The 13,467-nt window shown below is 60.4% G+C and carries 10 protein-coding genes; 6 read left to right on the top strand and 4 right to left on the bottom strand.

Annotated elements, in window-relative coordinates; translation table 11 throughout:
• Positions 1-63 precede the first annotated feature (63 nt).
• Positions 64-1,389 (bottom strand): sigma-54 dependent transcriptional regulator, encoded by a 1,326-nt coding sequence (locus tag NWV16_RS13400; RefSeq protein WP_065257956.1) that lies wholly within the window; start codon positions 1,387-1,389, stop codon positions 64-66.
• A 344-nt stretch (positions 1,390-1,733) separates the two neighbouring features.
• Between NWV16_RS13400 and NWV16_RS13395 the strand changes: the two genes are divergently transcribed.
• The 3 genes from NWV16_RS13395 (at position 1,734) to nhaB (ending at position 5,147) form a co-directional block, all read left to right on the top strand.
• Complete coding sequence (locus tag NWV16_RS13395; protein ID WP_065257957.1) at positions 1,734-2,000, top strand: hypothetical protein; 267 nt, start codon at positions 1,734-1,736, stop codon at positions 1,998-2,000.
• A gap of 280 nt (positions 2,001-2,280) precedes the next feature.
• Positions 2,281-3,570, top strand: coding sequence for a hypothetical protein (locus NWV16_RS13390; protein WP_260523424.1), 1,290 nt, complete (start codon positions 2,281-2,283; stop codon positions 3,568-3,570).
• A gap of 74 nt (positions 3,571-3,644) precedes the next feature.
• Entirely contained in the window at positions 3,645-5,147 is a 1,503-nt protein-coding gene (gene nhaB, locus NWV16_RS13385; protein WP_260523423.1) for a sodium/proton antiporter NhaB, read from the top strand.
• Between the two features lie 45 nt (positions 5,148-5,192).
• On the opposite strand, the gene NWV16_RS13380 is transcribed toward nhaB, so the two are convergent.
• The 3 genes from NWV16_RS13380 to gnd are packed head-to-tail and all read right to left on the bottom strand — an operon-like array spanning position 5,193 to position 8,499.
• Positions 5,193-6,002: an HAD family hydrolase gene (locus NWV16_RS13380; RefSeq protein ID WP_260523422.1), complete on the bottom strand. Its 810-nt coding sequence runs from the start codon at positions 6,000-6,002 to the stop codon at positions 5,193-5,195.
• Entirely contained in the window at positions 5,999-7,522 is a 1,524-nt protein-coding gene (gene zwf, locus NWV16_RS13375; RefSeq protein WP_260523421.1) for a glucose-6-phosphate dehydrogenase, read from the bottom strand. Before zwf ends, NWV16_RS13380 begins: the two co-directional genes overlap by 4 nt.
• Positions 7,519-8,499 (bottom strand): phosphogluconate dehydrogenase (NAD(+)-dependent, decarboxylating), encoded by a 981-nt coding sequence (gene gnd / locus NWV16_RS13370; protein WP_260523420.1) that lies wholly within the window; start codon positions 8,497-8,499, stop codon positions 7,519-7,521. The genes zwf and gnd overlap by 4 nt, the downstream gene beginning before the upstream one ends.
• A gap of 274 nt (positions 8,500-8,773) precedes the next feature.
• Between gnd and NWV16_RS13365 the strand changes: the two genes are divergently transcribed.
• From NWV16_RS13365 to NWV16_RS13355, 3 genes are all read left to right on the top strand, one after another.
• Positions 8,774-8,956, top strand: coding sequence for a DUF6026 family protein (locus NWV16_RS13365; RefSeq protein WP_065257962.1), 183 nt, complete (start codon positions 8,774-8,776; stop codon positions 8,954-8,956).
• 213 nt (positions 8,957-9,169) lie between these two features.
• Complete coding sequence (locus NWV16_RS13360; protein ID WP_260523419.1) at positions 9,170-10,918, top strand: phosphoethanolamine transferase CptA; 1,749 nt, start codon at positions 9,170-9,172, stop codon at positions 10,916-10,918.
• Positions 10,919-11,064: 146 nt separating this feature from the next.
• Positions 11,065-13,311: a TonB-dependent siderophore receptor gene (locus NWV16_RS13355; protein WP_260523418.1), complete on the top strand. Its 2,247-nt coding sequence runs from the start codon at positions 11,065-11,067 to the stop codon at positions 13,309-13,311.
• Positions 13,312-13,467: the final 156 nt, after the last annotated feature.

Genomic DNA, 13,467 nt, shown 5'->3' with positions numbered 1-13,467 from the left:
GCCCGCTGCGAGTGCATCGCAGCGGGCCTTTTCAGCTTCTTCCTTCCGAAGAAGCACCGCGCCCTAGCGGATCTGGTGTTTGTGCAGCAACCGATAGAAAGTCGGCCGGGAAACCCCCAGCACCTTGGCGGCCACACTGAGGTTGTCGCTGTGGCGGTTCAGCACATCGCAAAGCGCCTGGCGTTCGGCCCGGGTCTTGTAGTCTTCAAGGGTGCCCATCGGCGTGGCAAACGACTGCTGACTGATCAACCCCAGGTCGCGGGCCTCGATCTGCCGACCTTCGGCCAGTACCAGGCCGCGGCGCACGCGGTTGGCCAGTTCCCGCACATTGCCCGGCCAGTCGTGTTTGCCCATGGCAATCAGCGCATCTTCACTGAAACTGCGCGGCCGGCGACCGGTCTCGTGGCTGTAGAAATGGGAAAAGTGGTTGGCCAGCATCGACAGATCACCATGTCGTTCGCGCAGCGGTGCCGTCACCACCTGGAGCACGTTGAGCCGGTAATACAGATCCTCACGGAAACGCTTTTTCTCGATGGCAGCTTCAAGGTCCACGTGGGTTGCCGCCAGTACACGCACGTCCACCGGGATCGGCTGGCTGCCGCCCACTCGTTCGATGTGTTTTTCCTGGAGAAAACGCAGCAGATTGGCCTGCAGTTCAAGAGGCAGATCTCCGATTTCGTCGAGAAACAATGTGCCGCCGTTTGCCGCTTCAATGCGTCCGACCTTGCGCTGATGGGCGCCGGTGAACGCGCCCTTTTCATGACCGAACAGTTCGGACTGGATCAGATGCTCGGGAATCGCTCCGCAGTTGATCGCCACGAACGGTTTGCTGTGTCGCTGCGATTGCCGGTGCAGAGTACGGGCGACCAGCTCCTTGCCGGTACCGCTTTCACCGCGAATGAGCACCGGCGACTCGGTGGGCGCCAGTTTGCTCAGCAGCTTGCGCAGCTCGCGAATCGGCTTGCTGTCGCCCAGCAATTCGTGTTCCGGCTGGTCCACATGAATCGTGCCCTGGCCGCGCAAACGCGCCATGCCGAACGCCCGTCCAAGGGTGACTTGCACCCGCGACACGTCGAACGGCAGGGTATGAAAGTCGAAGAACCACTCGCAGACGAAGTCGCCGACATTCTGCAGCCGCAATACTTCCTGATTCAGAACGGCGATCCATTCGGTGCCGCTGCGACTGATCAATTCCTTGACGGCTTCCGGTCGTTCAAGATGAAAGGGCTGCAAACGAAGCAGGCCGACATCGCAACTGCGGTCAGCGGCATTTTCCAGACTGCAACTGTCGACATCCCAGCCGACCGCCCGTAAACCGGGCAGCAATCGGTGACAGTCGTCGCAAGGGTCGACTACCAATAAACGTCGTAACGCAGGCGCTTCGCTCATGACTGTTCCTTGGCGCCAAATTATGGGAAATGATTGTAAAAACAGTCATTTGGCACACCTGGCTGTAACGTTAGCAAGAATTTGACGGCGCCTTGTATCGATTGCTTATAGGCGTACAAGCGAAGCAGTTATAAGAACCTGTTTTGTTAGTTGGCTATCGACTCGATTCTTTCAGCCAGCTTTCAAAAAGCGTCGTTATCAGGATTGTATGAAAGAAAGTCGAAATTTCTTCAAATCCTGTGTGACCTGCCGGCAGGTTGCGTGCATCAGTACAAGTAACTCGCCGAACGGTAAGCCCAACCGACGGCACATCACTTGATTGGGCACTACAGAGAGAAGAACCCATGACCGCCCCGCTCCGTATCAACGAAGCTCTTTTGATTGCCAACCGCGCATTTAAACCTTTCCAATGCGTGGCCTGGGCCCCACAAGACGGCAATGGCGAGCTGAGCCTGACCGTCATCGACCGCACCAACTCGCAGATTGGCCGCACCCGCATTCCAAGCAGCGCCTATTCCGACCCGGCCCAACTCGAGCATTTGTTGCAACAGGCCCGCGCCGAACTGAGCGATGAGGGTTACACCCTGCAGTCCTGGTCGATGCCACATTGATTCGAGGGCTACGCGGATGACTTTCAAGTCATCCGCCCTCTTCCGTTAGTTGCCAAATCCTTACTAACTTCAGCTTCTTTGTATAACGCTCTTCGATACTTTCGCGTCTGAATGCTTGTCAGGCTTGCGACTGGTTCAAAAAGTCACTGTTCTGGCACAGTGCGACCCTCCACCTGTTAGTTCTGTCAGTTGTACTTGCAACTGTTCAGAGATTGAATGTTTCGCCATGCCGTCACGACCTCTCTCACGGATCCGGGTCTCCGCGCAAGGAGAAGCATGCATGTCAACTCATACCGCTATTGCGCTGCCGACACTCAGGAATAACGCCGGGCAACTCGACAAGACGTTTGCCAGCAATGGTGTGGCTCAGGTTTATTTTGCCGGCAGCCTTTGCAGTCTGACTCAGCACGTGGCTCTCGATCCGCAGGGACGCATCCTGGTGGCAGCCAAAGTCGGTACCCCCCTGGGCTATCGATTCGGCCTGGCCCGATTGCTCGAAGACGGCTCGGCGGATCTGAGCTTCGGCTTTCAAGGCAGTGTGATCGGCTGGTTCGCCATCGGCTTCGAAGCCACCGGCAGTAAGGTCCAGGTCTTGCCCGACGGGCGAATTCTGCTGGCAGGCCTGCATTACGAGTCCGAACACCGTACCTTGCCCGCTCTGGCAGTGTTCGATGAGCATGGCCGGCCCTCGGCGGACTTCGGTGATAACGGCGTCAAGATCGTGCGTCTGCCTGGCGATCTGTCCCTGGGGACCCGCGATACGTGGCTGCCGCCAGGTGTTCCGGGAGCAGAAGCCTGTGATTTTGCTGTCCAGAACGATGGACACATTGTGCTGATCGCCAATCATCACTGCTCGCTGGCCGACCATGTCGGCATGCTGATCCGCGTCAAGCCTGACGGTAATCTGGACGAAACCTTCAATGGTCACGGATTTGTGATGGTCCGGCACTTGCTGCTCAATACCTGGCTCGGCGGCTTGTCGCTGCAGGCGGACGGGCGAATCGTGGTGGCGGGTGCGATCGACTTTCCCCAGCAAGGGCTGCTTGCTCGCTACCTGCCGGACGGACAGCTCGATGACCGGTTTGCGGTGGACGGTTTCCTCTCGTTCAAGGCTCAGGGACACAGCGCCCTGGCGACCCGGGTCATTGAATCGGGCCAGCACCTGCATTGTTTCGGCAGCAGCCGCGACCCGATTCGCTGCATGGCGCTGACGGTGCACCCTAACGGTCGCCCCGAACTGCATTGCAACAACGGTCAACCCAGTCTGCTGGACATCGGTCCCAGCGGTTGCCAGTGGAGCGCCGCGCAACCCATGCCGGACGGTCGGATCATCGCTGCCGGCGCCACCATCGGAGGCGTCGAAGCGGACTTCATCGTCGCCCGCTACCTGGCTGACGGCCGGCTCGATAACAGCTTTGGCGCCGGCCAGGGCTGGTTGCGTACGCGCCTGGGCCGCAGTCTCGACACCGCCACATCCCTGGCGCTGCAACCGAAAGGAGGCATTCTGGTCGGCGGCTATTCGCTGGACGGCAACTACCGCGCCGTGGTGGCGCGCTATCTGAACCCATGATCAGAAACTTCCCACACTTGATCTTGCTCAACGCTTGCGGCACCTTGCGCGCTTCTTAAAGCAAGGAGCAACCGATGTCCGGTTCAATGGTCCAGGCGTTCGCGCACAACTTTCTCGGGCATTCGCCCCGCTGGTACAAGGCGTGCATCGTCGGGTTCCTGATTCTCAACGCAGTGGTGCTGTGGTCGGCAGGTCCTGTCGCTGCAGGCTGGCTGTTGGTGATCGAATTCATTTTCACCCTGGCCATGGCGCTCAAGTGCTATCCGCTGATGCCCGGCGGCTTGCTGCTGATCGAAGCGCTGTTGTTGAAGATGACCACCCCACAGGCGCTGTACGAAGAGTTACAGCACAACTTTCCGGTGATCCTGCTGCTGATGTTCATGGTCGCCGGCATCTACTTCATGAAAGACCTGCTGCTGTTCCTGTTCTCGCGCCTGCTGCTGGGCGTGCGTTCGAAAATGCTGCTGGCGCTGATGTTCTGCTTTTTGTCGGCGTTTCTTTCGGCTTTTCTCGACGCGCTGACCGTGACCGCCGTGATCATCAGCGCCGCCGTCGGCTTCTATTCGGTCTATCACCGTGTCGCCTCGGGCAACGATCCGCGCCAGGACAGCGAATTCAACGACGATCAGCAGTTGCCGAAGCTGCATCACGAGGATCTGGAGCAGTTCCGTGCCTTCCTGCGCAGCTTGCTGATGCATGGCGCTGTCGGGACTGCGCTGGGCGGCGTCTGCACGCTGGTCGGCGAACCGCAGAACCTGCTGATCGGCCATGAGATGGGTTGGCACTTCGCCGAGTTTTTCCTCAAGGTTGCACCGGTTTCCCTGCCAGTGCTGGTCGCCGGCCTGCTGACCTGCCTGTTGCTGGAAAAACTGCGTTGGTTCGGCTACGGCACTCTGCTGCCGGACAACGTGCGCGCCGTGCTCGCCAATTACGCGGCCGAGGACAACGCCGAACGCACACCACGCCAGCGTGCCGCGCTGCTGGTACAGGCTGGTGCCGCATTGATCCTGATCGCCGGGCTGGCCTTCCATATCGCTGAGGTGGGCCTGATCGGTCTGATGGTCATCGTCCTGATCACCGCATTGACCGGCATCACCGACGAGCACCGCCTCGGCAGCGCATTCAAGGACGCCATGCCGTTCACCGCATTGCTGGTGGTGTTCTTCGCCGTGGTGGCGGTGATCCATGACCAGCAGTTGTTCGCGCCGTTGATCCAGTGGGTGCTGGCATTGCCCGCCGAGCAACAGCCGGGAATGCTGTTCATCGCCAATGGCCTGTTGTCGGCGATCAGTGACAACGTGTTCGTCGCGACGATCTACATCACCGAAGTGAAGCAGGCGTTCCTGTCCGGGCACATGAGCCGTGAACACTTCGAGACATTGGCCATCGCCATCAACACCGGCACCAACCTGCCGAGCGTGGCGACGCCCAATGGTCAGGCTGCGTTTCTGTTTCTGCTGACGTCCGCGATTGCGCCGCTGGTGCGGTTGTCCTACGGGCGGATGGTGTGGATGGCGTTGCCCTACACCCTCGTGATGGGCTTGCTCGGCTGGTATGCCGTGAGCTACTGGCTGTAGAAACAACAACGGGAGCCCTGGGGCTCCCGTTTTTTCATGGGTCGATCAACGCGGCAAAATGTACCGGTCAATGGCCTGCGCCACACCGTCCTCGGTGTTTGGCCCGGTCACCACGTCGGCCTGACGCTTCACGGCATCCTCTGCCTGCCCCATGGCGATCGACAGTCCGGCGACATGAAACATCGCCGGGTCGTTGCCGCCATCGCCAATCGCTGCCGTCTGCGCCAGTGGCACGCCCAGATGCTCGGCCAGCGTCGTCAGTGCGGTGCCCTTGTTGGCTTCCAGCGCCGTCACATCGAGATACACCGGCTGCGAGCGCGAAACCTGTGCCATTCCATTGACCTTCGGCAGCAAGCGCGCCTCCAGCTCGATCAACAGTTCGGTGTTGTGGCTGGTGGCGACGATCTTGTCGATACGCTCCAGGTACGGCTCAAAGCTGTCCACCACCACCGGCGGATAACCCAGGCCATGCTGCTCACGCGGGACCATCGGCCCGTGAGGGTCCTTGAGCAGCCAGTCGCCGCCACTGAACACCCAGATTTCGACCTCCGGCTGATCGACAAACAGCGCCAGTGCCGTCAGCGCCGCCGTGGCCGGCAGGTAGTGAGCGACCAGAATGCTGCCGTCCGGGTTGACGATCGTCCCGCCGTTGAACGCGGCGGTCGGCAGATCGACGCCCAGGGCTTCGATCTGCTGCAACATGGCCTTGGGCGGGCGCCCGGTGGCGAGGCTGAACAGCACGCCCGATTCGCGCAACGAACGAATGGCATCAATGGTGCGCTGACTGAGACTGTGATCGGGCAGCAACAGCGTGCCGTCCATGTCGCTCAACAGAAAACGGATCGGCTCACTCATCCGAGACCGTGCCAGACGCGACCATCGCGAGTCAGCAGATCATCGGCGGCCTTCGGCCCGTCTTCGCCGGCGGCATAACGCTGTACGCTCGCGTCCTGCTGCCAGGCATCAAGAAACGGCTGCACCGCGCGCCAGCCGTTCTCGATGTTGTCGGCACGCTGGAACAGCGTCTGGTCGCCGGTCAGGCAATCGTAGATCAGGGTTTCGTAGCCGGTGGACGGCTGCATCTCGAAGAAGTCCTTGTAGGCGAAACCCAGTTCGATGTTGGCCATGTTCAGCGCCGGCCCGGGCCGTTTGGCCAGCAGGTCGAACCACATGCCTTCGTTGGGCTGGATCTGGATACGCAGATAGGTCGGCTGCAATTCGTCGACTTCGGTGTCGCGGAACTGCGCATACGGCGCCGGTTTGAAACAGATGACGGTCTCGGTGTCGCGCACGCTCATGCGTTTGCCGGTGCGCAGGTAGAACGGCACGCCGACCCAGCGCCAGTTGTCGATCATCACCTTGAGCGCCACATAGGTTTCGGTGGTGCTGTCGGGCGACACGTTGGCTTCTTCGCGATAGCCGGCCAGCGGCTTGCCGTCGATTTCACCGGCGCCGTACTGACCGCGCACCGAGTTGGCCCGCGCTTCTTCAGTGGTCCATGGACGGATCGCGCCCACCACCTTGGCCTTCTCGCCCCGCACCGCGTCGGCGCCGAACGCGGCCGGCGGCTCCATCGCCACCATGGCCAGCAACTGGAACAGATGATTGGGCACCATGTCCCGCAGGGCGCCGGTGTGTTCGTAGAAACTGCCACGGGTTTCGACGCCGACGGTTTCGGCGGCGGTGATCTGCACGTGGTCGATGTAGTGGTTGTTCCAGAACGCTTCGAACAGGCTGTTGGAAAACCGGCTGACCAGGATGTTCTGCACGGTTTCCTTGCCCAGATAATGATCGATCCGGTAGATCTGCTTTTCCGACATGACCTTGAGCAGGCAGGCGTTCAACGCCTCGGCGGTTTTCAGGTCGGAACCGAACGGTTTTTCGATCACCACCCTTCTGAAGGCTTCCGGCGTTTCTTCAAGCAACCCGGCGCTGCCGAGACGGCGCACCACTTCGCTGAAGAAACGCGGCGCGGTGGCCAGGTAGAACACCGCATTGCCGGTGCCGCTGTCGGCGATTTTCGCCGCCAGCGCGGAATAAGTGCTGTCGTCCAGGAAATCGCCCTGAACATAGCTGATACCTTTGGCGAGCTTGGCCCACAAGGCCGGATCAAGCATCTGATCGCCCTTGCCGACCTTCGCCGCCACTTCGGTACGGATGAAGTCTTCGAGCTTTTGCGCGAAGGCTTCATCCGTGATGGCGTTGTGGTCAACGCCCACGATCCGCAGATTGTCGTCAAGCAAGCCGTCGCGACTGAGGTTGTACAGCGCCGGCATCAGCAAGCGCTTGACCAGGTCGCCGTGGGCACCGAACAGAAACAGCGTGGTCGGTGGTGCGGGTTCTGCCTTGGATTTTCTGCGGATCGTATGGGTCATTTCTTCGGTGTCTCCACATGGCCGCCGAAGCCGAAGCGCTGGGCCGAGAGAATCTTGTCGCCGAACGTGCCCTGGCCACGGGAGCGGTAGCGCGAGAACAGCGAGTTGGACAGCACCGGTACCGGCACCTTTTGTTCCATGGCCGCTTCGATGGTCCATTGACCTTCGCCGCTGTCGGCCACGGAGCCGGAGAAACCGTCGAGTTTCGGGTCGACCGCCAGGGCATCGGCGGTCAGGTCGAGCAGCCACGACGACACCACGCTGCCTCGACGCCAGACTTCGGCGATGTCGGCCACGTTCAGGTCGAAACGCTGATCTTCGGGCAGGAGTTCGCTGGACTTGGTCTTGAGGATGTCGAAGCCTTCGGCGAAGGCCGCCATCATGCCGTACTCGATCCCGTTGTGGATCATCTTCACAAAGTGGCCGGCACCGGCGGGGCCTGCGTGGATGTAGCCGTGTTCGGCGCGGTGATCATCGGACTTGCGGTCCTTGGTGCGCGGGATGTCGCCCATGCCCGGGGCCAGTGCGGCGAACAGCGGATCCAGGCGTTTAACGGTGTCGGCATCGCCGCCGATCATCATGCAGTAACCGCGCTCCAGGCCCCAGACGCCGCCGGAGGTGCCGACATCGATGTAGTGCAGGCCCTTCTCGGCCAGGGTCTTTGCCCGGCGGATGTCGTCCTTGTAGTTGGTGTTGCCACCATCAATGATGGTGTCGCCCGCTTCAAGCAGAGTGCTCAGGGTTTCAATGGTGTCTTCGGTCGGTGCGCCGGCCGGCAGCATGACCCATACGGCACGTGGCTTGGCCAGGCCCGCGACCAGCGCAGGCAGGTCGGCGACGCCGGTAGCGCCCTCGGCGGCCAGGGTGTCGACAAAGGCGGTATTGCGGTCGTAAACAACGGTGGTGTGACCGTTGAGCATCAGGCGCCGCGCAATATTGCCGCCCATGCGGCCCAGTCCAATAATCCCGAGTTGCATGTGCTGATGCTCCTTACTACAAATAAAAGTGTGTCAAAGGTTATAGCCCAACGCGCTCATGGAGGTTAGTCCAGAGCGTCGGTGTGAAGTTTCCGGGTATTGTGCCCGATCCAGACTGATAACGTCGGGAAACGTGGCGAAGACACAACGACCATGAAAAATAAAAAAGTTCCATTCACGAGCAAAAGAAACCAGAATCGGCGCCGATAGCAGATCAGGGTCCCGAAACCGGGGCTTGACCTGCAGTTGAGACACGCCATTTGCGAGGTGAGCAATGGGAACAGTACACACAGCAATGCCGCCACAAACCCTGTACGTCACGATCCGCCGCGATGAATTGCGTCAGTTGCAGGATGAACGCGACCAGCTCAAACAAGAGTTGGCGCAACTGCGTCTGATGACCCAAGGCACCGAGCCAAAGCCTCTGCCGCGCGTCCAGCGTTCGCCGCACGCCTGATTGCCCGCCTGCCCCGGGAACGGCTGCGTGGCCGTTCCCGCATGATCCGCCTTTTGCCACTTGCGACAACTCACGAAGTTTTCACACTCGCTTGTTGATACTCCGGCCCATTCTGCCGCGCGCGCCCGTGCGCGGCTTCCGTTCGTCGGTTTTCATGCGTTCGTTTCATGAAGTGCCCCGACGGTGGCAATGGTGATCGAGTTGGAGTGCTGAATGGCATTGTTCAAACGCAGCAAGTCTGCTGCGGCAGGTTTTGACTGGGCCGGTTTAATCTGGCTGTTCGTGTTCTTCTGGTACTTCTCCGGTATCACTCAACTGCTGATTCAGCTGACCGGCACCTCGGGCTTCACCGGGTTCCGTCAAGCCTTCGTGATGAGCGCAGTCTGGCTGGCGCCGATGCTGTTGTTCCCCAGACGCACCCGCATGCTCGCCGCCGTGATCGGCGTGGTGCTGTGGGTCTGCTCGATGGCCAGCCTGGGCTACTTCTTCATTTATCAGCAGGAGTTCTCCCAGAGCGTCATCTTCATCATGTTCGAGTCGAACGTGTCGGAAGCCGGCGAGTACATCACCCAGTACTTTGCCTGGTGGATGATTCCGGCGTTTCTCGCGCATACCGCATTCGCCTACTTCCTGTGGACCCGCCTGCGTCCGGTCTACCTGCCTCGCGGCCAGGCCTTCGTGGCGGCCATGGCGATTCTGATCGCGGTGGTCGGATATCCGCTGATCAAGCAGACCCAGCGCACCGGCAGCTTCGCCGGCGGTTTCGAGAAATTCGAAACCCGCATCGAGCCGGCCGTGCCGTGGCAGATGGCCGTGGCCTACCACCGCTACCTCGAAACCCTGGGCGAAATGCAGGGCATGCTGCACAGCGCAAGCAAGATCCCGCCGCTGCATAACCTCAAGGACGCCGGTGCCAATCAGCCGGCGACTCTGGTGCTGGTGATCGGCGAGTCCACCAACCGTCAGCGCATGAGCCTCTACGGCTATCAGCGCAAGACCACACCGGAGCTGGACAAGCTCAAGGATCAACTGTCGGTCTTCGATAACGTCGTCACCCCGCGTCCGTACACCATCGAAGCGCTGCAGCAGGTGTTGACCTTCGCCGACGAAGAGAATCCTGATCTGTACCTGTCCACGCCATCGCTGGTCAGCATGATGAAACAGGCAGGCTACAAGACCTTCTGGATCACCAACCAGCAGACCATGACCAAGCGCAACACCATGCTCACGACCTTTTCCGAACAGGCCGACGAGCAGGTGTACCTGAACAACAACCGCAACCAGAACGCCGCGCAGTACGACGGCGACGTCATCGAGCCGTTCAACAAGGCCCTGACCGATCCGGCCCCGCGCAAGCTGATCGTCGTGCATCTGCTCGGCACCCACATGAGCTACCAGTACCGTTATCCGCCGAGCTTCGACAAGTTCCAGGATCGCGATGGCGTCCCGGCCGGCGTGCGTGACGATCAGGTGCCGACCTACAACAGCTACGACAACGCGGTGTTGTACAACGACTTCGTGGTGTCGAGCCTGATCAAGGACTACGCCAAGTCCGATCCGAACGGCTTCCTGCTGTACCTCTCCGACCACGGTGAAGACGTGTTCGATTCGGCGGGCCACACCAACCTGGGTCGTAACGAGAACAAACCGACCGCACCGATGTACACCATTCCGTTCATGGCCTGGGCCTCGCCGAAGTGGCGCGAAAACCACGACTGGAGTTTCGCTGCCGACCTCAGCCGGCCTTACAGCAGTGCTCACTTGATCCACACCTGGGCGGATATGGCCGGTCTGAGTTTCGATGAACTGGACCGCAGCAAAAGCATCGTCAGCGCGAGCTTCAAGCAACGCCCGCTGTTGATCGGCAACCCCTATGAACGTGAACAGCGCGCCTTGATCGACTTCAGCCTGATGAAGCCGAAAAAGCCCGAGACCGTCGTGAAGGAAGTGGTCAAGCAGTAACCTGGAAAGGGCCGGAGACGGCCCTTTTTTCATGCCTTCGCAACACCCGGAAATGACAATATTTCTCGTTTGTCACTAAATCGCCCTCTCCCGCTTCGTCTTTGAACCAAAGGAAATTTTCCCTCGAAGACAAGGAGTCGGCTGCGATGTTCGCGCCCATCACCCGTTCCATGACCCTCACCCTGGGCCTGTGCAGCGCTGCATTGAGCCCCGATCTGCTGGCTGAAACCGAACTCGAAAAACAGTCAGAGCCTCTCGCTCCGACACTGGAGCTGGCGTCCACCAGCGTCACGGCCGAAGGCCTGGGTTCCACCACGCAAGACACGGGTTCGTACACCACGGGCGCCATGAGCACGGCGACGCGGTTGAACCTGTCGATCAAGGAAACCCCGCAATCGGTATCCGTGGTCACCCGTCAGCAAATGGATGATTTCAAGCTCGGCACATTGTCCGAGGCCATGAGCCAGACCACCGGTGTGGTGGTGCAGCACAACGATTCGGACCGGGTCAGCTATTCGTCACGGGGCTACCCGATCAACAACTTCCAGATCGACGGGATGCTCAACACCTTCAGCCGGATGAAATCCGACTCCGACACGATCATCTACGACCGCATCGAAGTCGTACGCGGCGCCACCGGCCTGACCACCGGTGCCGGCGATCCTTCGGCGACCATCAACATGGTGCGCAAGCGCCCTACCGCACAATTGCAGGCCCTGGCCGGGGTCAGCGGCGGCAGTTACGACGATTATTACAGCTACGTGGACGTGGGCGGCCCGCTTGCCTTCGATGGCCGTGTGCGCGGGCGCAGCGTGCTGGCCTATCGCGACAGCCAGTCGTTTCGCGACAAATACGCCCTGCAACGGGAAGTCGGGTACGGCATTCTCGAGGCCGACCTGACGGAATCGACGGTGGTGGCAATCGGTTATGACTATCAGGACAAGCAGGTTCAAGGCAGTTCCTGGGGCACCGTGCCCTACTGGAACGCCAACGGCGGCAAGGCCGGTCTGGGTCGTTCGACCAACATGGCGACATCCTGGAGCTCGTGGCCGATCAAGGACAAGACCGCCTTCGCCAGCCTCGACCAGGCACTGTCCGGGGGCTGGCATCTGAAAGCGGCCTATACCCATCGCCAGAGCGATACCGACGGCAAGGTCTACTACGGGGGTGCGGGGTTCCCTGCCGACGATCGCAGCGGGATGACGGCGTACACCTCGCACATGATCGGCACGCAGAAAATGAAGGTGTATGACGTCAATGTCTCCGGGCCCTATGCCTTGTTCGGTCGCGAGCACGAGATGATGTTCGGCTATGGAGAGTCCGAGCGTAGCGAACGCAGCCCCTACACGATCGCAGGTGCGGTGCCGCCAGGTTACGAAACCATTCGTGACTGGAAATACATGGGCGACATCAGGACATTTCCCGACACCGTCACCGGCCTGACCGGTTCCACCTCCAGCACCCGGCAGAAAGCCGGTTACCTGGCCACGCGCCTGAGCCTCACCGATGATCTGCATGCAGTACTGGGCAGCCGCTACGGCAGCTGGAAGTCTTCGACCGCCTCCACTTCGTTCGATGACAACCTGCAAGTCAACGGTATCGATGCCAGCAGCCAGCAACACAACGACATGTGGACCCCTTACGCCGGCCTGCTCTATGACCTGACGCCCGAATACACCGTGTATGTCAGCTACACCGATATTTTCAATCCTCAGGAATACCGCGACGCCAATCGCAAATTCATCGAGCCGGTGGTCGGCAGCAACTATGAAGCGGGTCTCAAGGGCAGCCTGCTCGACGAGCGTCTGAACATCGCCACGGCGGTGTTCTGGAGCAAACAGGACAACGTGGCCGAGCTGGACGATTCGGTGCCACCGGATCCTGTGACCGGTGAAGCGTTCTACAAGTCCGGCGGCAAGGGCAACAAGGTCAACGGTTTCGAAGCCGAGGTCTCGGGCGAGATCCTCGACGGCTGGAACATGACCGCCGGCTACACCTACACCCATGCGGTGAACGGCGAAAAACACCGCGCCAACACCAACCAGCCGCTCAACATGTTACGTCTGTCCACCGCGTATCGCCTGCCCGGTGACTGGCACGCGCTGACCGTGGGCGGCGCGGTGAACTGGCAGAGCGATGTCTATGGCAGCTCGAACCGACCGGTCGGTCGTGGCACCGATGGCCGGCTCATCACCGAACGGGCGCGGATCAGCCAGGGCGCCTACACCGTGATCAAGCTGATGTCGCGCTATGAATTCGACAGCCATCTGTCGGCATCGCTGAACGTCGACAATCTGTTCGACAAGAAATATTTCGACAACGTCGGCTTTTACAACGGCGTGTACTGGGGTGATCCACGCACGGTGACGCTGAGCCTTGACTGGAAACTCTGACGTCTTTCCCGCGACCTGCACGCCCCATCGGTGCGTGCTGCACGCCTCCACTCCCTCGGAAACAATCAGTAAAACCTGCACAGGAGGCGCGTTAACCGCTGGTTAATGCCCTCGACGGACACTGCGCGCCGAAGCACTGATTCATGGACGAACGGC

It is taken from the genome of Pseudomonas sp. BW7P1 (assembly GCF_024981055.1).
GTDB lineage: Bacteria > Pseudomonadota > Gammaproteobacteria > Pseudomonadales > Pseudomonadaceae > Aquipseudomonas > Aquipseudomonas bananamidigenes.
The sequence above is the reverse complement of the archived record's forward strand: the minus strand, read 5'-3'. Positions and strand labels throughout refer to the sequence as shown.